At 35.8% G+C, this 21,943-nt stretch carries 14 protein-coding genes; 6 read left to right on the top strand and 8 right to left on the bottom strand.

The genetic code is table 11. From position 1 onward, the window contains the following. The first annotated feature begins 360 nt into the window (after nt 1-360). Nucleotides 361-1,140, top strand: a complete 780-nt coding sequence (gene truA, locus HOO91_15425) for a tRNA pseudouridine(38-40) synthase TruA (protein ID NOU18945.1) — start codon at nt 361-363, stop codon at nt 1,138-1,140. 90 nt (nt 1,141-1,230) lie between these two features. On the opposite strand, the gene HOO91_15420 is transcribed toward truA, so the two are convergent. From HOO91_15420 to HOO91_15410, 3 genes are all read right to left on the bottom strand, one after another. Further along, on the bottom strand, nt 1,231-2,772 hold the full coding sequence (locus HOO91_15420; protein NOU18944.1) for a DUF4301 family protein: 1,542 nt from the start codon (nt 2,770-2,772) through the stop codon (nt 1,231-1,233). A 206-nt stretch (nt 2,773-2,978) separates the two neighbouring features. Then, nucleotides 2,979-3,734: a hypothetical protein gene (locus HOO91_15415; protein ID NOU18943.1), complete on the bottom strand. Its 756-nt coding sequence runs from the start codon at nt 3,732-3,734 to the stop codon at nt 2,979-2,981. A gap of 2 nt (nt 3,735-3,736) precedes the next feature. Next, nucleotides 3,737-4,129, bottom strand: coding sequence for a thioesterase family protein (locus HOO91_15410; GenBank protein NOU18942.1), 393 nt, complete (start codon nt 4,127-4,129; stop codon nt 3,737-3,739). A 219-nt stretch (nt 4,130-4,348) separates the two neighbouring features. Between HOO91_15410 and HOO91_15405 the strand changes: the two genes are divergently transcribed. Next, complete coding sequence (locus HOO91_15405) at nt 4,349-4,618, top strand: cupin domain-containing protein (GenBank protein NOU18941.1); 270 nt, start codon at nt 4,349-4,351, stop codon at nt 4,616-4,618. Between the two features lie 192 nt (nt 4,619-4,810). Then, nucleotides 4,811-6,226, top strand: coding sequence for an inorganic phosphate transporter (locus tag HOO91_15400; protein ID NOU18940.1), 1,416 nt, complete (start codon nt 4,811-4,813; stop codon nt 6,224-6,226). A 49-nt stretch (nt 6,227-6,275) separates the two neighbouring features. Here HOO91_15400 and HOO91_15395 read toward each other — a convergent pair whose 3' ends face one another. Continuing rightward, complete coding sequence (locus HOO91_15395; GenBank protein ID NOU18939.1) at nt 6,276-7,466, bottom strand: FprA family A-type flavoprotein; 1,191 nt, start codon at nt 7,464-7,466, stop codon at nt 6,276-6,278. Between the two features lie 278 nt (nt 7,467-7,744). Here HOO91_15395 and HOO91_15390 point away from each other — a divergent pair, with 278 nt between their 5' ends. Then, a complete protein-coding gene (locus HOO91_15390; protein NOU18938.1) occupies nt 7,745-10,654 on the top strand; it encodes a DUF333 domain-containing protein in 2,910 nt (969 codons plus the stop codon). Nucleotides 10,655-11,197: 543 nt separating this feature from the next. Continuing rightward, nucleotides 11,198-14,263, top strand: coding sequence for a DUF333 domain-containing protein (locus HOO91_15385; GenBank protein NOU18937.1), 3,066 nt, complete (start codon nt 11,198-11,200; stop codon nt 14,261-14,263). A gap of 131 nt (nt 14,264-14,394) precedes the next feature. Here the strand turns inward: HOO91_15385 and HOO91_15380 are convergent, their stop codons facing one another. After that, nucleotides 14,395-14,796, bottom strand: coding sequence for a DUF333 domain-containing protein (locus tag HOO91_15380; protein NOU18936.1), 402 nt, complete (start codon nt 14,794-14,796; stop codon nt 14,395-14,397). A gap of 132 nt (nt 14,797-14,928) precedes the next feature. Further along, the gene (locus HOO91_15375) at nt 14,929-16,284 is read right to left on the bottom strand and encodes an alpha-amylase (GenBank protein NOU18935.1); all 1,356 of its coding nucleotides are present in this window, start codon (nt 16,282-16,284) and stop codon (nt 14,929-14,931) included. Between the two features lie 228 nt (nt 16,285-16,512). Between HOO91_15375 and HOO91_15370 the strand changes: the two genes are divergently transcribed. Further along, entirely contained in the window at nt 16,513-17,607 is a 1,095-nt protein-coding gene (locus HOO91_15370) for an ATP-dependent 6-phosphofructokinase (GenBank protein ID NOU18934.1), read from the top strand. A 78-nt stretch (nt 17,608-17,685) separates the two neighbouring features. Here the strand turns inward: HOO91_15370 and HOO91_15365 are convergent, their stop codons facing one another. Together HOO91_15365 and HOO91_15360 are read right to left on the bottom strand one after the other, a co-directional pair. Continuing rightward, a complete protein-coding gene (locus tag HOO91_15365) occupies nt 17,686-20,061 on the bottom strand; it encodes an alpha-amylase (GenBank protein NOU18933.1) in 2,376 nt (791 codons plus the stop codon). A 22-nt stretch (nt 20,062-20,083) separates the two neighbouring features. Beyond that, a complete protein-coding gene (locus tag HOO91_15360; protein ID NOU18932.1) occupies nt 20,084-21,931 on the bottom strand; it encodes a glycoside hydrolase family 13 protein in 1,848 nt (615 codons plus the stop codon). Nucleotides 21,932-21,943: the final 12 nt, after the last annotated feature.

Here is a 21,943-nt window from a genome sequence, read left to right as displayed (position 1 = left end):
AGTGAGATTAATCGCTTAAGATAATGATTTCCAGGGTTTTAAACAAATATTTCTGATGTTATTTTATTGATTTTCAAATATTTAACTAAATTATTAGTAAAGTAGTTTCAACCCTTAATTCGCATTACAATTTAGTTAAAGGTGGACTACGGGTTAATATCGTAAAATGCGATAGTTTTATTGCACAGAACTAACACCCCATTACCATCCATTATTAAACCATTATGGCTATTATTCTTCATAATGCTCCATATCCCACCCCAATAATCGCTGCGATAGCCAAATTGCATGCAACAAGGTCATATTTAACTTTCCACTTATCATCCTATCAATTTATCAGTATTCCAATCCAAACATTACATTTGCAAAAAGATTAACAAAGTGAACTATCGTTACTTCATCGAACTATCGTACCGTGGAACAAATTATCACGGATGGCAAATTCAGGAGAATGCACATAGTGTTCAAGCTGAGCTTAATAGTTCTTTAGCCACTCTTCTTAAGGAGGATATTAGCACATTAGGCGCAGGGCGCACCGATACTGGTGTTCATGCAAAGTATTTTGTTGCTCATTTTGATTCTATTCGTAGCGATTTAAGCAGCAACCCCTCTTTTCTATATCACCTAAATCAAATTCTTCCGTTAGATATCTCAATTAAATCTATACGCTCCGTTAAACCCGAGGCTCATGCCCGTTTTGATGCTACTAGCAGAACTTACCACTATTTTATTTGCCGGGACAAAGATCCTTTTTGGCGCGAACTGGCTTGGATGTTCTTTGGATCGCTTGACATTGATTTGATGCAGCAAGCATCCAGGCATTTATTCAATTACACAGATTTTACAAGCTTTAGCAAGGTTGGTTCAGATAATAAAACATCAGATTGCAAAATATATTCGGCAAATTGGGAAGAGAAGGATAATCTACTCGTTTTTTCAATAACTGCGGATAGGTTTTTGCGAAATATGGTTAGGGCCATTGTAGGCACTATGGTTGATGTGGGTAGGAAAAAGATAACCGTTGAAAGGTTTTCGGAGATTATTGCTGCAAAAGATCGATCATTAGCTGGATCTTCAGCACCTGCGGAAGGGCTTTATCTTACTGGGATTGAGTATCCAAAAGAAATTTTCTTAATTTAACAATATGCCGATTTGACAATTAAAAATGGAAACAATTCTCGAATAATAGTACCTCAAATTGGCTAATTGGCATTTTGCCTCATTGTTAATTTAATCCGTTTGATGCTCATCCCTCAACAAATCATTCACGCTCTTAACAGGGTTAAAGGTAATTAATGGCACTTCAACAAAAATGGTATTCCAGTTCGACATTCCACCATTCCATAATCCGGGCAATTCCTGCGCTTTCAGATTTCGTCCATCCTTGCTTTTAATCGAAATAAAGCCTGTTAAAGGATCACGGAATTTAAGCAGATCAAATTTCTCTCCTTTATAATCCTTCAAGTAGCAGACTAAATCCACAGGGTTAAAGTGGGTAGATTGGTTAAATATCTCTGTAATGGTTCGATCATTTAAATCAACTTGGGAACTTTCAACTATTTGTAGGCTAGTTGTGCCGTCAGTATTTTTTGCCCAGAAAGGGCCACCACCGGGTTCTCCTTGATTTTTTACCATCCCGCAAACTCTAATAGGACGGTTAAGAACATCAATTAAATATCTCTTTAGTTCTTTTAAATCATTAGTGTTCAAACTATCGGATGGCAAAATGCAAAGTTCATTTTTTGAGAAATTGAAAACTTGATGTAAAAACTCTTCATCAACATACTCGTCATCATGAAGTTTTAGTATATAGTCGAAGATTATGTCTTTATAGCTAAGCAGTAAACCTGCAAGAGCTTTTTTATACCTTACAGTTTGTGGTTTAAGCCTATCGGGAACAACATTATCAATATTCTTTATAAAAACGATATCAGAATTAATGTCATTTAGGTTATCAAGTAGTGCACCATGTCCGCCAGGTCTAAAAAGTAATGTGCCATCAGTATTCCTGAATGGGGTATTATCCATCTCAACGGCAATTGTATCAGTTGATGATTTTTGCTCAGAAAAGGAGATGTTTAGCTTTACATCATAATGTGATTCATAATGCTCTTTAACCCTTTCTATAAGTTTTTCAAAACCTACCCGATGTTCTGTTGAAACTGTAAGATGTAGATTGAGATTTCCATGAGTATCCCTACAGTACTGAGCACCTTCTACTAAATGCTCTTCCATGGCTGTACGTGAACTATCTTTATATCGATGAAAAAGTATTAACCCTTTTGGTAGATTCCCGTAGTTTAACCCGTCATTCGCAAGAAGTGCTTCAGCAATAGGCAGAAAATACTGTCGCTCTAAGAGTTCATCCATCTTATAGCCAGTATTCCAAAGTTCATCGAACAGTTTAGGATAAAATGAAAATTTATTTATACAATTGAAAAAATTCCTTGCAGAACCAAAACTCTTATCATTAAGGCATTCCGCTCCTTTACTAGGGAAATCCTGAATAAATTCAAAGAGGTGCTTAAACATTCGAGTAGCAGCACCAGAGGCAGGTACAAATTTTAATCGACTACCGTCAAAACCTTTATATAGATCAACAAGATCATCAACCTCATCGCAATCAAGTTTTATGATACCATTATTACTGGTTGCAGGAGCAGTGATTTTCAAAAAAGGAAAACCTTTTCTAAAGTTTTCGATTTGCTGAGTAGCGGTTGATGGCTCCACTCCTTGTTCTGCTAGCTGAATTAAGTCGATTTCGGTAAACATCTAGTATGATTTTGGTAATCGATAAAAAAGCATTAATTGATACTAAATCCGTAATAAATCCTTGTTTGATGCTAAAAATATACAATGTTAATGATTTACTATTAATAATAATTCTCAAGTTTAGTATCGAAATTATGGGGTTACTTCATGTACTACCCTCCATCATTCCATTTTATTACGTTATAGTTAATTACCAACCTTACTTCTTACACCCACTCAAAATAAACTCTACATAATTCTTTTTTATCATCAATCCGATTAATACTAATAGTATTCTCTTTCTCAGATAATTGATACAATTCAACACTAAGGTTATTATTCTCTTTCCCTTCTGCCAAAAAATTAACTTCAACAACTTTAAGCAGATTCACTTTATGATAATCTAAAGAAAACATATTATAAGCCCATTCAATATATCGAGTATTGTTTACATGATTGTTAAGATCAATATCACTCGTTCTAACGACTAAATTATCTACCCTTAAAGGATTTTGCTTTACATCTACAACCTTTGATGCGTTTACCGAAAGTGCTCTACGATCATTATTAAAAAAATCTAAATCAAGATCATTCAAGCGAATAGGTCGTCGATTTTTCGCATCCAAAATAAGCCAACCACCTGAACCAGAAATAATGCAATTCCCTCCTGAGTCATAAACCTCGTAGTCCCTTAACGCAAATAACCCATAGATACCCCTTGGATATGTAATTAAAGTAATTTTCTCAGCCCAATTTGGCAGCCTTACAATTTCAACCCTTACACGGGATAAGACCCAGAAAAGATTCTTCTTAGATAAATCTTCTAGTCCAAATTGTAAAATTGCAGCATGTTCCCAAGCTATCTCCTGAAAGTAGTTAAACAGCGAAAAAACGTTTAGCCTACTATTAAAGTCTATATCAAATGAATGCACTTTAATTTCGTGCCTATGATACGAAGGAGATGTAAAAATACCCAAATCCATGACTATTTCTTATTTCGAAAACGACTCATAAATTTTTCAGTTTCTATAATCTTACGAGAATGTGTTCCTCGTCCAATTTCACCCTCTTCGTCCCAGGCCAGAACTTCGAATAAAAGTTTATTGCCATTAATCTCTTTTAATGTAGCTTCGCTTTTTACTTTCATTCCCTTTGGAGTAGCTTTTATATGCTTTACTGAGATTTCTGTACCTACAGTATTATATCCTTCGGGTAATTTTGTGCGAACAGCATTTAGAGCAGCCTTTTCCATTAAAGCAATCATTGCGGGTGTTGCAAATATATCAACCAAACCTGAACCATAATGTAACGCGGTTGTATTGGAAGTAACACGTTGCGTCTCAAGATGAGATAATCCGATACTAAGATTGAACTCCATATAATTTGTTTTCACAAATGTATAAAAATCGGCACTCTATTGGTTTTCTTTAATATTTTCTTTTCAAATTGGTATAGTCTTTCTATTTTTGCATAAAATATAACCAGTAATTATATTAATAAACAAGATGTTATGCGAACCAAAATTTTTTCCATTTTCATTTAATTATTCAAATTTATCTATATAATTTAGGTTTTTAATCCTTTTAAATTAATCATTATGAGTAAGGTAATCATCGATAAACTCTCGAAAGAAGAGATTATTAATAGAGGAATCAACAAATGGCCAATTTGGACGAAAGAGATTTCGAAATTTGATTGGTATTACGAATCTGAGGAGGAATGTCAGATAATTGATGGTGAAGTTGAAGTTGAAACTCCTGACGGAAATTACTCGATCAAAGCCGGCGATTTTGTGACTTTCAAAGTAGGTTTAAAGTGTGTATGGAATGTGAAAAAACCTATCAGAAAATATTACAATTTTAAATAAGAAGTGCCTAGAGTGCACTTAAGTGCCTAAAGTACTTGGAGTACTTAAAACACTCTTGAAATTTTAGACATTCAACCTATTTTAGGCACTTTTTCCATCACTTAACATTAATTTAACATTAATAAAATATTATATTAACATTAAATTAATACCGTGTTATACCTTTGCGCTGCATTTTAAAAACTTCACATTATGTTTGGACTAGGCACTGGATTAACAATTTTATTAATATTCAGCATTCTTGCTGCACTGACATTCGAATTTATCAATGGTTTTCACGACACTGCGAATGCTGTTGCAACTGTAATCTATACTAAATCGCTAAAACCTCGAACAGCCGTTATCTGGTCTGGTATCTGGAACTTCTTAGGGGTTTACCTTGGTGGCCTAGCAGTTGCGATGGGTATAATCAACTTACTTCCGCTTGAAATTTTAGTTGACCAGAATACCTATCATACAATGGCTATGATATTTGCGCTTATTCTAACTGCTGTTTTCTGGAATCTCGGAACTTGGTATTTTGGAATACCTTGTTCTAGTTCGCATACGCTTTTAGGGTCAATTTTTGGAGTAGGTATTGCTTTTATGTTTATTAATGTTGATGGCAGCGTTGCTCTAAATTGGAAAAAAGTAATAGATGCTGGTTTATCGTTGCTTATCTCCCCAATTTTTGGTTTTGGTCTCACTATGCTTCTCATGACAATATTTAAAAGAGTAGTTAAACGTAAAAAATTCTTTGACGAACCTGAAAAGGATAAAAAGCCACCATTCTGGATTAGAGGTATTCTAGTACTTACTTGTACAAGTGTTAGCTATTCACATGGCTCAAATGATGGGCAAAAGGGTGTTGGATTGATTATGATTATTCTAATAAGCCTTGCCCCAACATTTTTCGCTATAGATAGTTCCAAGAATATAAGTAATATGTATGGAAATGTGCAAGCCATTGATATTTATCTTAATAAGATTAATGCAAGTACCATAAACGCTGAGGAACAAGTTAAGTTAATGCAAATTAAAACCGATGTTAAAGATATTAGACAAGTTATTGAAGAATCGGAAACTAAAGATGAAATTACTCCTAAAAAAAGATTTGAGGTACGTAAGGATATAATAATGATTTCTAAAAATTGTGATAAACTTTTAAGTAAACATAGTAATTACATGCAACTTGGGTTAACTGAAATTGAGAACTCTAAGCTTAAAAGCAACCTTAAAGAGTTAAAATCCTTTACAGAATTTGCTCCATGGTGGGTTATTCTTATGGTCTCTGCTTCGCTAGGTCTTGGAACAATGATTGGTTGGAAACGAATTGTAGTTACAATTGGAGAAAAGATCGGTAAATCGCACCTTTCCTACGCACAAGGCGCAAGTGCTGAGATGGTGGCTGCAAGTACTATTGGTGTTTCAACCATGTTAGGTTTACCAGTAAGTACAACTCACGTATTATCTTCGGGCATTGCTGGTAGCATGGTTTCACAGGGCGGTCTAAAAAACTTACAGTATAAAACCGTTAAAAACATATTGATTGCATGGGTCGTGACTATACCTGTAACAGTAGTGCTTTCGTGTGGTATTTTCTTGGGTCTTTACTGGATATTAAGCTAATTCATTAGCAATTGGAAAAGCAAAAGCCCCAAATTTCGGGGCTTTTGCTTTATCTTTTAACTTTTTCGGCCATTTTTTGAGCCAATATCTCGCACTGTTGATATTTATCATCCGATGGTTTTCCAAAAATTTCGGCAGGATCTGCAACAAGTTCAAGTCCAATCTCCTGAGCAAAAGCCATAAGATTTTTCACTCCGCCCCCATTCCAACTATAGCTGCCAAATAATCCTAAATATTTATTTTTTAATCCCATATGAGTCAATTCACGGGTAAGCTGTTCCATCAATGGAAACATCTGTGAATTGTATGCACAAGAACCAAGTATCAATCCATTATATTTCCATATCTCATTGATAAGGTGGCTAATATGTGTTCTTGAAACATCATGAATTCGGATATTTTTAACACCATTTTCGGAAAGTTTACGGCCAATATAATCAGCCATCATCTCAGTATTCCCGTACATTGATGCAAAAATGATAACAACACCCTCCTCCGCTTCGTATCTGCTCCATTTATCATACAAACCAATAACTTTACTAGGATTTGAACGCCATACTGGTCCATGCGTTGGGGCTACTGCTTGAACTGGAATTCCTTGAAGTTTTACAAGAGCCTTCTGCACCATATTGCTATATTTACCAACAATATTAGAGTAATAACGACGCATCTCTTCCTCAAAAAATGTATCGTTTATTTCATCATCGAAAATACCGCCATCCAGCGTACCAAAACTTCCAAAAGCATCACCGGAAAATAGTATTTGATCTGTTGAATCATAAGTCATCATTGTTTCTGGCCAATGCACCCATGGTGTCATAAAAAATTTAAGTTTATGATAACCTAAATCTATAATATCGCAATCATCAACCTGATGTAAATTATCTTTAATACCCCAGTATGCCTCAACAATTTTAAAAGTCTTGAGGTTACCAATAAGCTTAACGCCCTTAAAGTGGTTGAAAATCTCTTTTATTTCACCAGAATGATCTGGTTCCATATGATTAATTATCAGATAATCGAGTTTTCGACCATTCAGAAGTTTCTCAATTCGCTCAATATAATTTCCCGCTGCGCGATCCTCGATTGTATCGATAAGTGCCGTTTTTTCGTCAAGAATCAAATATGAATTATATGAAACGCCCCTTTCGAGCGGCCATATATTCTCAAACAACCTTTTTCTTCGATCGTTCACCCCAATCCAATGTACTTTCCCTTTTACCAGTTCAGTATAGTGCATAATTTTTTTATTTATGGAAGCAAAAATATGAAACAATAATCGCATAAAAAATATTAAAGGGTATTAGACATTAAAAAAATCAGATGCAAAATCATTTCATTTAAAACTCATATTTGATTTTTTTTGACAAAAAAATAATTCCCTAAAACGCTTTGTTTTATCTGTTATTTTCCCAAATGCTTATAGAATATTTCGATATCTTTTTTTATGACACTTTGTTGAATTGTACAAATGATTTAACTTGTATACACTATTTTTTAATTTAATACAAATATTTTATGACTAAAAAAGTTAAAATGGTTATACTTTTCACAGTGATTTGTATGACCACATTTGCACAAAAAGGGTTTAAAAACCCAGCTGCAACCTATTGTGAATTCATGGGTTATCGCTATTCCGTTCAAAGCGATAAGAAAGGGAATGAAATTGGTTTGTGTACCCTACCTAATGGGGAACAAGTAAATGCTTGGGACTTCTATAAGGGCAAGGTTGGAAAAGAATATTCTTACGCTGCAAAAAAGGGATACAAAATTGAAACAGTTACAGAAAAAATCGATGGATTTGTAACCGAAAAAGCTGTATGTACTCGCGAAGTAAAAGGAGTTGTAGAAAAACTATCTCTACAGGAATTGATGGAAAAGAATGGTGATAAAATGCAACTAGAAACTAGGGGCTCGGGAAAGGATATTTATGAAATAGCTAAGGATAATCCTAGTTTCGTTGCGTCTAAAGCCAATCCAACCTCTTTCGACTGGAGAAGCTACAACGGACATTCGTATATAGGAGCAGTTCGCGATCAAGGTAGCTGCGGATCATGCTATGCATTTGGAGCCTCTGCTTGCGCTGAGGGTACTTACAATTTTGCAACAGGTCTATACGATTCAAACACATCAGATTTTTCAGAATCTTACATCGCATTTTGTTTGAGTACTTTACCTGCATATTCTAGCCATTTTAGTGGTTGTAACGGTGCCGATTATACCTATTCTGAATTACAAGCATTGGTTGATGTCGGAACTATACCTGAATCATACTTTCCATATACTCCAACTGCTGGTCAACCATGTCCATCATCCACCGCTTCGGCACCTAAAACTCAATTTAATGCTTGGTATAGGGTTCCCTGTTCAGATATTGAGGCAATAAAAACGGCTATTATGACCTACGGCGTTGTTGATGTTGCTGTTTATGTTTCAACCGCATGGCAAAACTACAGTGGGGGTATATATACAGATGCTTCAACATCTTGCCCTGGTAGTCCTTGCGATTACACAACAACTAACCATGCTGTTGCATTAGTAGGTTGGGGAAACGATGCAACTGCTGGTGACTACTGGATATTAAGAAACTCATGGGGTCCAACATGGGGTGAAGGCGGATATATGAGAACTGCTGTAACAGCAGCTCGCGTTGCTTGCTCAGTTTGCTATATGGTTTATCAAGATGATGGAACAACCGCTCCTACAGTAACAACTAATAGCGTATCATCAATAGCTGATAATTCTGCCATTTGTGGTGGAAATATCACTTCAAATGGAGGTGCAACCATTATAAATAGTGGGCTTGTATACTCAAAAACAGCCAATCCAACAGTTGTATCAGGTACAGTAGTGGCTACTTCTCCAACTGTTCTTACGGGATCATATACATTAACAATGGATGGTCTAGCTTCAGGTACAACCTATTATGTACGTGCTTACGCTACAAATGCTAAAGGAACAAGCTATGGAAGTCAGGATACTTTCACAACAACAGGGATAGCTCCAATTGTTTATTGTACATCAATGGGTAGTAATTTCTCATACGAATGGATATCGAACGTTATAGTTGGGTCGTTATCAAACTCATCTGGAGCAGCTGGTTATACCGACTTTACTAACAAAACTTTAAATGTAATCGCTGGTAGTAGTTATAGCGTATCACTAACCCCCGCATTTGCAAGTACAACATATAATGAATACTGGAAAATATGGATTGACCTCAACTATGATGGCGATTTCGCAGATACTGGTGAGCTAGTTTTTGATGCCGGTGCTCTTAGTAGCACTACTGTTACCGGCACATTAACAGTTCCTTCTGGCACAACGCCTAAAACAACAACAATGCGCGTATCTATGAAGTATAATTCTGCACAAACTGAATGTGAAACATTTTCATATGGTGAGGTTGAAGATTATACGGTAGTAATTGCCGAAGGTGGACCAGATACTCAAGCACCAACTGCTCCAAGTAATCTTACCTCTTCAAATATAACCACCAATTCTGTTACATTAGGTTGGACTGCTTCTACAGATAATTTTGGTGTTACTGGATACGATGTGTATGAGAATGGTACTTATCTTGCAACATCAGCCACTACATCATATATCGTAACTGGTTTAACAGCTGCAACAGCCTATTCATTCTATGTTCAAGCTAAAGATGCAGCTGGTAATGTTTCTGCTGCTAGTAATATCATTAACGTAACAACCTTAACATCTATCACTTATTGTGCATCAAAGGGTAATAATGTTACTAATGAATGGATTGATTTAGTAAGGCTGAATACAATCAACAATGTTACTGCTGCTAATGCAGGTTACGGTAACTTTACAAACTTAAGTACAAATTTAGGCAGAGGAACAAGTTATACTATTTACTACAGTGCAGGTTATAAAAGCACTAAACGCACTGAATACTGGTATATCTGGATTGACTACGATCAGGATGGAACATTTGAAAGTAATGAACTAATCAGTTCTGGTTCATCGAAAAGTAGCGCAACTCTTAGCAAAGCCTTCACAGTTCCAACAACTGCAACATTAGGTTCAACTAGAATGCGCGTGACGATGAAATATAATTCAGCTCCAACCGCATGTGAAACTTTCAGCTATGGCGAAGTTGAGGATTACACTGTAAATATACTAGGCACTGCAACGCCTAAAAGTGACAACATTGATGCTGAAGAGCTACCTACAAGTATATCTGTTTATCCCAATCCAAGCAATAACACTATCAATGTTAAACTCAGCAATGGTGCTATGATTGGTGTGGTTAAAATCTACAATACAAATGGTTCACTTGTAAAAACTGAAAACATTGATAAAACTGAAAAATCAATTAATGTTTCAGAATTACCTTCTGGTGTTTACATCCTTTCTGTTGATGATTCAAAAGGACCTCTTACAACCAGATTTGTTAAAAAATAGCAATCTGATATCATCTTAAATAAAAAAAGAGGCTAATAATAGCCTCTTTTTTTATCGCTTTATAATAAAAATTCAGAATTAATAGAGGATCAAAAAATAGAATTTCTGTTAAAAAATCATCCTTCTAAAGATGTAGAATTTAAGATAAAGAATGCACAGGGTTTAAAAGTCGAATGCTCCTTACTATTCTTATAAGATTTTCTCGCATCCCCCTTGGTATTTGACATATAGTACAATTTTGCTATCTGGATTTGGACAATATCCTTTTGACAAAAAATGATTTCCTCTACAAGTTTTTCTTTAAACCTAAGCAAATACTTCATAAGGATTCTTGAGCAAACTAATATTTAAAAGATATCGTTCTTTGAAATTGATTTTTAAGTTTGAATAAAAACATATAATAGAATATATTAATGCTTCATTTAATATAAATTTTACTAAATAATTATAGAATATTTCGATATCTTTTTTTATGACACTTTGCTATGCTATATAAATATTTTAACTTGTATGCACTATTTTTTAATTTAATCTAAATATTTTATGACGAAAAAAATTAAATTGGTTGTACTATTCATAGTGATTTGTATGACCACTTTCGCACAAAAAGGGTTTAAAAGCCCGGCTGCGACCTATTGTGAAACCTTGGGATACAAGTACTCAATTCAAACCGACAAACAAGGTAATGAAGTTGGTATGTGCACCCTCCCATCAGGCCAAACGGTAAATGCATGGGATTTTTATAAAGGTAAAGTTGCACAAGAGTATTCTTATGCAGCAAAAAAAGGGTACAAAATTGAAACAGTTACAGAAAAAATCAACGGATTTGTAACTGAGTATGCAGTTTGTACTCGCGAAGTTAAGGGTGTTAAAGAAAGAATGTCCTTACAAGATCTAATGGAAAAAAATGGTGATAGAATGCAACTGGAAACAAGAGGTCCTGGAAAGGATATTTATGAAATAGCTAAGGATAATCCTAGCTTCGTTGCGTCTAAAGTCAATCCAACCTCTTTCGACTGGAGAAGCTACAACGGACATTCATATATAGGAGCAGTTCGCGATCAAGGTAGCTGCGGATCATGCTATGCATTTGGAGCATCTGCCTGCGCTGAGGGTACTTACAATTTTGCAACAGGTCTATATGATTCAAACACATCTGATTTTGCTGAATCTTACATAGTTTGGTGTTTAGGTACCATGTCAGCATATAGTAGCCATTTTGGTGGATGTGGCGGAGCAGACTATACCTATTCTGAACTTCAAGCATTAGTTGACATTGGAACAGTAGCTGAATCATACTTCCCATACTCAGCTACCGATCCTCAAACATGTCCAGCAGCAGCTACTAATGCTCCTAAGACTAAATTCAATGCTTGGTATAGAGTTCCTTGTTCAGATATTGAGGCAATCAAAACAGCCATTATGACCTACGGCGTTGTTGATGTTGCTGTTTATGTTTCAACTGCATGGCAAAACTACAGTGGGGGTATATATACAGATGCTTCAACATCTTGCCCTGGTAGTCCTTGCGATTACACAACAACTAACCATGCTGTTGCATTAGTAGGTTGGGGACACGATGCAACTGCTGGTGACTACTGGATTTTGAGAAATTCATGGGGTCCAACATGGGGAGAAAGTGGATATATGAGAACTGCTGTAACAGCAGCACGTGTAGCTTGCTCCGTTTGCTATATGGTTTATCAAAACACACCTCCTGCAGCTCCAACTGCAACTACAGTTGCTGCATCTGGAGTTACTAATAATGTTGCTACTTTAAATGGTACAGTTAATGCAAATAATGCTTCAACCACAGTTACTTTTGAGTATGGTTTAACAACCAGCTACGGAAGTACTATAAACGGTACACCTAATACATTAACTGGTGCATCTGCAACCAGTGTTACTGCATCTTTAACAGGACTGACCGCCAGCACCACTTATAATTATAGGGTAAAAGCTGTTAACGCCTATGGTACTACCTATGGTCTCAATATGACTTTTACGACCTCAGCAAATCCAATATCATTGACTCTCCCAGTAACCGAGAATTTTGCTGCATCAACACTACCAAGCCAATGGACAACTCAAAATGTTGGAACAGGTATTACCGAGCGTTGGAGCATGTCGAATACTGCAACCGCAGGTGGTGCTGCTTACGAATTAATGTGTACATACCAACAAATTAACCCAGGAACAACAAGAATTATTACTGCTCCTGTTAATACCGTTGGGGTTAGCCAAGTAACATTCTCATTCAAACACATGCTAAATGCTTATGCTACTGGTGTTACTTTACGCCTACAAACATCGAATGACAAATCAACTTGGACAAATACCAGCTGGTCTGTTGCAACTACAGCTACCGATATTGCAGCTACTACCGTTAGCGTTCCTGTTACAACCAATCTAAACTCAAACAATACCTATTTTGCCCTTGTTGCTGATGGTGACCTATACCAGATTGACTACTGGTATATCGATAATATTTCAATAACAAGCGGTGGCTCAACAATCCCGACTGTTACTACAACCGCCGCAACAAGCATTACTTCAAGTTCTGCGGTAAGTGGTGGTAATGTAACTGCCGATGGTGGTGCAACCGTTACTGAAAGAGGCATTTGCTATGCAACAACTGCAAATCCAACAACTGCAAACAGCAAGGTGGTAACAGGATCAGGAACAGGAACATACACTTCAACCATGACAGGACTTGCTGCAAGTACTCTTTACTATGTAAGAGCTTATGCAATTAATGCCAACGGAACAGCTTACGGCTCACAGGTTTCTTTCACAACATTAGGTACAGGAACAACTGTAATAATTGGTACTGGAACTGCAACACAGGGATATCCACTAAGCTGCTACTACGGTTACGAGAGAAGCGCATCACTTTACACATCTGCTGAAATTGGTAGAACAGGAACAATCAATAAGGTTGAGTGGTATCCCACAATAACCTTATCATACAACGTTCCTGTAAAGATTTACATTAAGACCACAACCGCTACTACCATTACCGCTTCAACATGGGCAACAGCAATTTCAGGTGCTACATTAGTTTATAACGGTACTATGGCTGGAACAACAGCTAATGCATGGAAGGCATTCAGCCTATCTACAACATTTAACTATACCGCAAACAATGTATTGGTTCTTGTTGAGACGAACTACACAGGAACTGGTGCAGGTACAAGTACAGGTCCAGCTTGTCGTTACACTTCTGCAACAAGCAAACACATGTACATCAGAGCTGATAATTCAGCCCCAACAGGTACTGCAACTGTTTCAAGTTACCGCCCCAACATCAGGTTAACATTCTCAGGAGTAGCTTCACCAAGAACTGAAGATCTTGACCAAAATATTGAGAATAACGAAATGATTAGCGCTTACCCAAATCCTACAACTGGTATTATTACTGTAAGAAGCGAAGGAAGCATTAGATCAATTGATGTTTACTCAATAACTGGAGCTAAGATTTACTCAAGACCAAATGTTACAGATGAGACATCAAAGGAAATTGATCTTTCTAATTTCAGCAATGGTGTATATATAATAATTGTTAACGATGGCGTTAAGAATCACTCATTGAAAGTAACAAAACAGTAAATTCTATTATATAACTATCAATATAAAATATGCTTCAAAAGGATTCTTTACATTAGATTCAAAATAGCATAAAAAGAAGGAGGGTGTCCATTATTTGGACACCCTCTATTTTTTAAATTTTGTCTATTAAACTATTTCATTCTATCTATCCTCGACTCCTTATATAATGTATCACCATGCTGCATCATAAAATCAAGCAAAGAAATTTTCATCTTTTTCCCTAGAGAATCAGTACATACACAAACGCCAAACTGTGCAGTATCAGTTGAGTCGGTTTCTGCATCACATCCTTTTAGCGCACAGTAGGAGAATTCAGATCCACACTTACCTCGAAAAAACGCCCACTCATCGCATTCAGTATTATTAGGGAAAATACATACTTTTATCTGATTACCATTACTATCGGTTTTCATCTCTGTTTTATACCCTAAAAATTTGGTGTACAAAGATGCAGGATTTGGTATCACTTTATTTTGCGAATAAACGTAAGCTACCAATGAAAACAGTATCATTGTTAAGAGTATTTTTTTCATTTTACATAAATATTAGCTACAGTTATTTTAATATATAAATACAATATTGTACCAAATTTAGAACTTGTTTCACTATAATAATACTATTTAACCAGAATTTTTACAAAAGCATTATCAATCAAATAAATAGAATCATTTTTTTAGGTAAATATGAAATTCCCATGGTTTAAGATTTACCTCTTCACCTTTGACAAATGTTTTTGTTTCGCCAGACATAAAGTCTTTAAATAAATCTGCGTACTCATCACCTTCAAATGTGACCTTTATATTTTTATTAGAAAGATTAAAGATTGAGAAAAGTTTTTCGGTCTCATTCTTCCTTAAAAAGGAAAAAACACATGAATCGTTTGATGATTTGATTCTGAAAATGTCAGCTCCTTTCTCGCCAGCAGCTAGCACTGAACTAGTCTTCTTTAATTCAACCAATTTCTTATAGAATGGGGTCAAACCTAAAGAGTCATTCCAACTGATTTCCTCTTTTTCAAAAAACTTGAGTCTTCTATTTAATCCAACCTCTTGACCTGAATAAATTAAGGGTAGGCCTGGAATAACAAAAGACAATGCAGCAAAGGTTTTGAAACTTTTGCCCATTCGTTCGAATTCCGTTCCATTCCAAGAGTTTTCATCATGATTTGTAATGAAATTTAGTTTGATAGTATTCTTTGGATAAGTGGCAATATTATTAAGTAAATACTTTTCAATACCATTTACAGATTCTTTCCCTATAGCTATCTGATTCATAATTTTATGAAACTTCGATGCATAATCGGCATCAAAAGCATACTTCTGCATCTCAGGTTCCTCTGCTTCGGCGAGCATAAATAATGGTTTTATTACATCAAGTTCTTTTTTTGCCTCATTCCAAAAACTAACTGGAACTTCGGCTGCTACATCACACCGAAAACCATCAATTCCAGTTTCCTTAACCCAAAATTTCATAGCATTAATAATATATTCTCTGAGCTCCTTTTTATTATAATCGAGTTTGGCAACATCACTCCAATCAAACGGAGATATAACACTTCCTATTGAATCGTAAACATACCAATCGGGGTGTTCTTTTATAAGAACTGCATCATGTGAAGTATGATTCGCAACCCAATCAATAATAACTTTCATGCCAAATTCATGAGCCTTGGTAACTACCTGCTTAAAATCTTCTAGAGTACCAAATTCAGGGTTAACAGCTAAATAATCTCTAACGGAATAGTAACTCCCAAGTGGACCTTTACGATTTAACTTCCCAATTGGATGAATTGGCATAAACCAAATAATTTCAACACCTAATTCATTTAATCTCGACAAATGAGGTTCAAAAGCCTTAAATGTTCCTTCGTGCGTGAATTGTCTAATATTTACCTCATAAAGTGTTGCATTATTAACCCATTCAGGATGAATTACTTTAAATTCATCGCTTGAAGGTTGCTTACATAATACTAGAGAGGTTAACACTACAAGTGTTATCACAACAAAAAAAAGTTGAATCATGATTGAAAAAAATCTATTTTTCATATTAATTAAATTTTGGTTAAAATATAAAGCATATATTTCACACGATTGCACTAATCTCAACATAAAAAAGTATTGAAATTGAATAATTTCCGCTAATATAGCATTGCTTTTTTTTATATTTTTGCAATGTTGGATAAAAATTGACATGCATGGAATATTTTTTTCAACTTAATAAAATGTTTTTTTAATTAATTAATTGTTTTTATGAATAGAGTTTTAGTGGCAACTGGTGGTGGTGATTGTCCGGGTTTAAATGCAGTAATTAGGGCAATCGTGAAACGTGCTGCTCATGAACGAGACTGGGAAGTAATTGGTAGCATTCAATCTTTTGATGGAATTCTGCGTGAACCAACAGAGATTAGGGTTTTGGATGAGAGGGCTGTAGCTGGAATCCACGTACAAGGTGGAACAATTATAGGAACAACAAACAAGGGTGGTCCCTTCGCTTGGCCAGTAAAATCCAAAGATGGAATTTGGACGTCAGTCGATCGATCTGATGAAATGATTAGGAAACTTCAGTATCTTGGGATAGATGCTGTAATTAGCATTGGTGGTGATGGATCTCAAAAAATTTCTCAAGATTTGTATGAAAAGGGATTAAATATTATTGGAGTCCCAAAAACAATTGATAACGACCTTTCTGCAACCGATTTTACTTTCGGTTTTCAAACTGCAGTTCAAATTGCTACCGAAGCAGTTGATAAATTAGTTACCACAGCAGCTAGTCACAATCGTGTTCTGGTTCTTGAAGTTATGGGTCGATTTGCTGGTTGGATTGCCTTACATGCTGCTATTGCAGGTGGTGCTGAGGTATGCCTTATTCCCGAAATACCATACAATACTCAAAAAGTATTAGATAAACTAAACAGCAGATATAGTAAAGGGAAAGGAAATGCAATTATTGTTATTGCCGAAGGTGCAACAGAACTAGGAGGCGCCCTTACTTCTGAACATAGCGATGAGGTTGGCTATAACAATCTCCGTCTGGGTGGTGTTGCTCACAAATTAGTTCACGATCTTAAGGTTGCAGGATTCGAAGCAGACATGCGCGAAACAGTACTTGGACACTTGCAGCGTGGAGGTAGCCCTATTGCGTATGATAGAATACTTGCTACCCAATTTGGAGTTAAAGCTTTCGAAATGGTATTAGAAGGGAAGTTCGGCGAGATGGTAGCATACCGCCACCCCGATATTATCTCTGTTCCATTGATTGATGCAATCAACAAACCTAATTTTGTTGATCCAACCAGTGATTTATTAAAGACTGCCAAAGGGATTGGTATTAGCTTTGGGGCCTAGATCAAATGCTAACAAATAGATCATATAAATAAAGGCTAACCGATGAGTTAGCCTTTATTGTTCAAATATATCAATTACTTAATTCTTCGCAATTAGAATATCAAATGAGTTATCAGCTAAGGTAAGAGTTAGTCTATTTCCATTAATTGTAAAGTTAGAACTGAATGAAGCGGTAAACTCCTTACCTTGATACTCTTTAGGCAGAATCAACTCCACCTCTTTGGTTTGTTTACTTTTATTAAATACAACAATTACCCTATTGCTAAAATACCCTCTGGCAAAAGCAAAGATATCTTGTTCGGCAAAGAGAGTTTTAAAATCACCGAAGATCAGGGCAAGGTTATTCTTTCGAATATTAACAATTTTCTTAGTAATGTTTATAGTATTCTTCTCATCAACATTAAGACCTGCAAACTTCATTAAACGTCTATTATCAGGATCGTTCCCTCCTGGTGAGCCAAACTCATCACCATAGTAAATTGTAGGAACTCCCGGGATTGTCATGTTAAATACGTTAAGCATGGAAAGTCTTTTATACCCAACAGCATCTCCGACCTCTATATCCCTTTTCCATCCTGCTTTTTTGGCGTTCTCATCAAATTTCAACGAACCTCCAGCGTATGATACAAACCTAGCCCTATCCTGATTGCCTGATATGTTACCCATTAGGTTATGATATCCATAATAATCGAGACTTTCAAGTAATGAAGAATCCAATTTTGAAAAGGATACGTTGGGTTTGGCAAATACGGCAATAGCATCATCATAAACGTTGAAATCGAATTGAGAATCCATCATTCCACTCCCAATGTAACTGTTTATTAACTCTCGACTTCCATAAGTTTCACCTATTTGGAATACGGATTTATTTGCGGGTAGCTGTTGCTTAATTTTCTGGGTTAACCTTCGCCAGAATGGTTCAGGAATATGTTTAGTTGCATCGTGCCGAAAACCATCAATATCGTAGTTTTTAATCCAGTATAATGCTGAATCAGACATCGGTTCGTAAACCTCTGGTTTATCGAGTGCGAGGGTTGGAAGGAATGAATCAAACCATGTTGTAAGTCTGTATTCGTCCCATTTCTCAGTATTCAAAGTACCATCTGGAAGGTATAGTGACGTAAACCAATCAGGGTGCTCCTTCCATGCTGGATGCTCTATATGGATATGATGAGCAACATAATCTAGAATAATATTCATCCCCTTATTGTGTGCAAGGTTGATCAAATTATGAAGTTCGTCAGATGTGCCGAATCGAAAATCGACTTTAGACAATGATGTTGGCCAGTATCCATGATATCCTGAAAATTTCGTTTTAGGATCATTATACAATCCCCACGCACCCAATGGATTTTGGGTTATAGGCGAAAGCCAAATCGTATTAATTCCTAACGAATCGAAATACCCCTCTTTTAATTTTTGGGTAACTCCAGCAATATCCCCTCCAAAATAATTGGCTTTGGGAAGTATTTCAGGATCATTAACAGGTTTATTATTGGATGTGCTTCCATCAAAAAATCGATCAACCATTAAAAAGTAGAGAATCTGTGCTTGCTTATCGCTTCTATCCAATTGAGTTGCTTGTGTAAGAACTACACCATAATCTAAAGGAACTAGAACATCATTGGAACAACCATACTTGTTAAACGCCCAAATTCTAATATTTGATCTTTTCATCAATTTGGCATTTGTAGGTATTTTTATATGTACTTTGCTCCCGTCATTCGATACAAAGGTATTTCCCAGTCTGAAGTTTTCCCAGAAAACAAATATCTCATCAACCTTATTTGCAACACCTATGGTAAACTCTTCACCAATTTCTTTTGTAACTAAAGAAGGTTTCAGGCTATCTACATTTTGCCCAACAAACGCAATAGAGTTTCGTCCTCCAATATTATTATCTTCAGCCATTGGATTTTCAGGATCAAGCATTTCTTTGCCGTCAACAACAAAAAGGTATTGATACTTACCAGGATTTAACCACATTGAGGTTTGATATCTCCCATCCCGTAACTCAAGTGGAGATCGAGAAGGATTCCAATCGTTCATCTGTCCTTTAATTTGTACCGATTTATATTTTTTCAATTTAGGATTAAAGGAGAAATCGGCTTTCAATTTCTTGCTCTTCTTTAGCAGTAATGAGTATGAAGTACCTTTAACCCATACTTTCATCTCCGAGAGTAAAGGAGTCTTATCCGTTTCGTACTGGATTTTAGCCAATTTCTTATCCTGAAAAAGTACAATCTGAAATACAGGAAGGGCTTTAAGAGAGTCGATTCGGTTAACATCCAGAAAATAATCTTCTAGATTGATTTCTGTCTTTTCACTGGTTAACTGAATAGGTGTTGCAAATCCTCGTATATCAGAATTCTGGGGTAGATTTTGAATTGACTCAACATTAGAACATGACAAAAGTCCACACACAGAAGCAACAATTAGCAACTTCTTAATCATAGCATAAAGTTTAAGTTATATTTTAGGGTATTAATTCAATAACAGCCGATGAAAATGGTGCAAGTTTTATTTCCTTTAAACTATCAAAATGCTTATTAGAAATAACTTCAAGTCCTTTGGAATATCCACCTAAAACCTCTTTGAAACGGTCGGTATTCAAAACCTTTTCTGTTTTATTAGAGTTGAGGATAACCATAACAGCCTTGTGGTTGCTATATCTAAAATAAACATAGATATTATCTTCGGGTACAAACTGTTTTAATTTTCCGCTTTGAATTACTTCTGATCCTTTACGCCATTTGAGTAAGATTTGAAGGAAATTCCACGCCTCATTCTCTTTTTTAGTTCTACCCTCAGATATAAAAGCACTCCTCGTATCTCCATACCAACCTCCAGGAAAATCAAGCCTAAGATTACCATCTCCTTCTGATTTCAGTCCTTTCATTAACAACTCAGTTCCATAATAAATTTGGGGTATACCACGAGTGGTCAATAAAAAAGTCATTACTAATTTATACCGGCTAATACTATCTTTTGCCATAAAAAACCTTGACTCATCGTGATTGTCAGCAAATATTAAGATATTACTAGGATTTGCATATAAAAAGTCCTTGGACAGATGATTATAGAGGCGTGTAAGACCCATATCCCAACCCATTGTATCATCGAACGCAACTTGCATTGTAAACATTAAGGGAAAATCCATTACAGAAGGCACATTCGAATTATATCCATCTCTATTATTAGCATCTTTTTGCCAATAAGCACACCAAGGTGATTCTTTAAACCAAGCCTCTGCCACAATATTAAAATTAGGATACTCAGTCATTACAACTTTTGCCCAATGTGCCATGAAATTTTTCTGTGAAAATGGGTATGTATCCATCCTTATACCATCCAAATCGGCAAACTCAACCCACCAAATGCTATTCTGTGTAAGATAGTTTGCCAAAAATGGATTATCCTGATTTAAATCAGGCATAGTACCTGAGAACCAACCCCTTGACATCATTTTAGTGTCGTAATCTGATGCATAAGGATCGGATAATACACTCGATCTGAAGTTTGAGGTAGTGTATTCAGGCCAAACGTTAATCCAATCCTCCGATGGTAGGTCATTCATCCACCAATGCTCACTTCCACAATGATTAAAAACCATATCCATAATAATTTTTAGCCCTTTCTGATGAGCCTGTTCAACCATTGAACTATAAAGTTCATTTGAGCCGTGGCGTGGATCAATCTTATAATAATCGGTAATAGAATACCCATGATAAGATCCCTTGGTTTGATTATTCTCAAGCACTGGGGTTAACCATAGGGTTGTAACTCCCAAATCATTAAAATAATCAAGATGATTTATAATTCCCCGTATATCACCTCCATGTCGACCGTACTGGTTTTTTCGGTCTATAACATCTGCATAACCAGCAACATTATCATTCGAAGTATCGCCATCTGCAAACCTATCAGGCATAATCAGGTAAACAACATCCTTGGAACTAAACCCATTACGTAATGAAGAGTTCTCCTTGCGTTGAAAAAGTGAATATGAATGCTTTAATGTGCTCCTATTCTGAAAAGTAAAATTAATATCAAAATTACCTGCTTGGGTAGTTTTATCGATAAACAAGTCTAAAAACAGATAGTTTTGATTGGAAACACGATTAACCTTAACAAGTTTAACACCAGCATAATTTACTTTTACATCAGCGCCACCAATATTTTTTCCATAAATCATAAGTTGAAGGTTTTGATTTTTCATACCAACCCACCAGTTAAGCGGTTCAACCCGATTTATCGATTGTGACTTACTCATCTGAAAAGAAAGAATAAATGCTAATGACATTAAAACTAGATATCTTTGCATATGTTAAAATTC

It is taken from the genome of Bacteroidales bacterium (assembly GCA_013141385.1).
In the GTDB taxonomy this organism is placed as follows: Bacteria; Bacteroidota; Bacteroidia; order Bacteroidales; family Tenuifilaceae; genus UBA8529.
This window is presented reverse-complemented; position numbering and strand designations above follow the sequence as displayed.

Bases quoted from the DNA above. Each gene is read 5' to 3' on its own strand.
- HOO91_15405 (NOU18941.1), top strand. From the start codon at position 4,349: ATGAGTAAGGTAATCATCGATAAACTCTCGAAAGAAGAGATTATTAAT.
- HOO91_15420 (NOU18944.1), bottom strand. From the start codon at position 2,772: ATGTTTACCGAAATCGACTTAATTCAGCTAGCAGAACAAGGAGTGGAG.
- HOO91_15375 (NOU18935.1), bottom strand. From the start codon at position 16,284: ATGATTCAACTTTTTTTTGTTGTGATAACACTTGTAGTGTTAACCTCT.
- HOO91_15390 (NOU18938.1), top strand. From the start codon at position 7,745: ATGACTAAAAAAGTTAAAATGGTTATACTTTTCACAGTGATTTGTATG.
- HOO91_15365 (NOU18933.1), bottom strand. From the start codon at position 20,061: ATGATTAAGAAGTTGCTAATTGTTGCTTCTGTGTGTGGACTTTTGTCA.
- HOO91_15410 (NOU18942.1), bottom strand. From the start codon at position 4,129: ATGGAGTTCAATCTTAGTATCGGATTATCTCATCTTGAGACGCAACGT.
- HOO91_15395 (NOU18939.1), bottom strand. From the start codon at position 7,466: ATGCACTATACTGAACTGGTAAAAGGGAAAGTACATTGGATTGGGGTG.
- HOO91_15385 (NOU18937.1), top strand. From the start codon at position 11,198: ATGACGAAAAAAATTAAATTGGTTGTACTATTCATAGTGATTTGTATG.
- HOO91_15370 (NOU18934.1), top strand. From the start codon at position 16,513: ATGAATAGAGTTTTAGTGGCAACTGGTGGTGGTGATTGTCCGGGTTTA.
- HOO91_15380 (NOU18936.1), bottom strand. From the start codon at position 14,796: ATGAAAAAAATACTCTTAACAATGATACTGTTTTCATTGGTAGCTTAC.
- HOO91_15415 (NOU18943.1), bottom strand. From the start codon at position 3,734: ATGGATTTGGGTATTTTTACATCTCCTTCGTATCATAGGCACGAAATT.
- HOO91_15400 (NOU18940.1), top strand. From the start codon at position 4,811: ATGTTTGGACTAGGCACTGGATTAACAATTTTATTAATATTCAGCATT.
- HOO91_15360 (NOU18932.1), bottom strand. From the start codon at position 21,931: ATGCAAAGATATCTAGTTTTAATGTCATTAGCATTTATTCTTTCTTTT.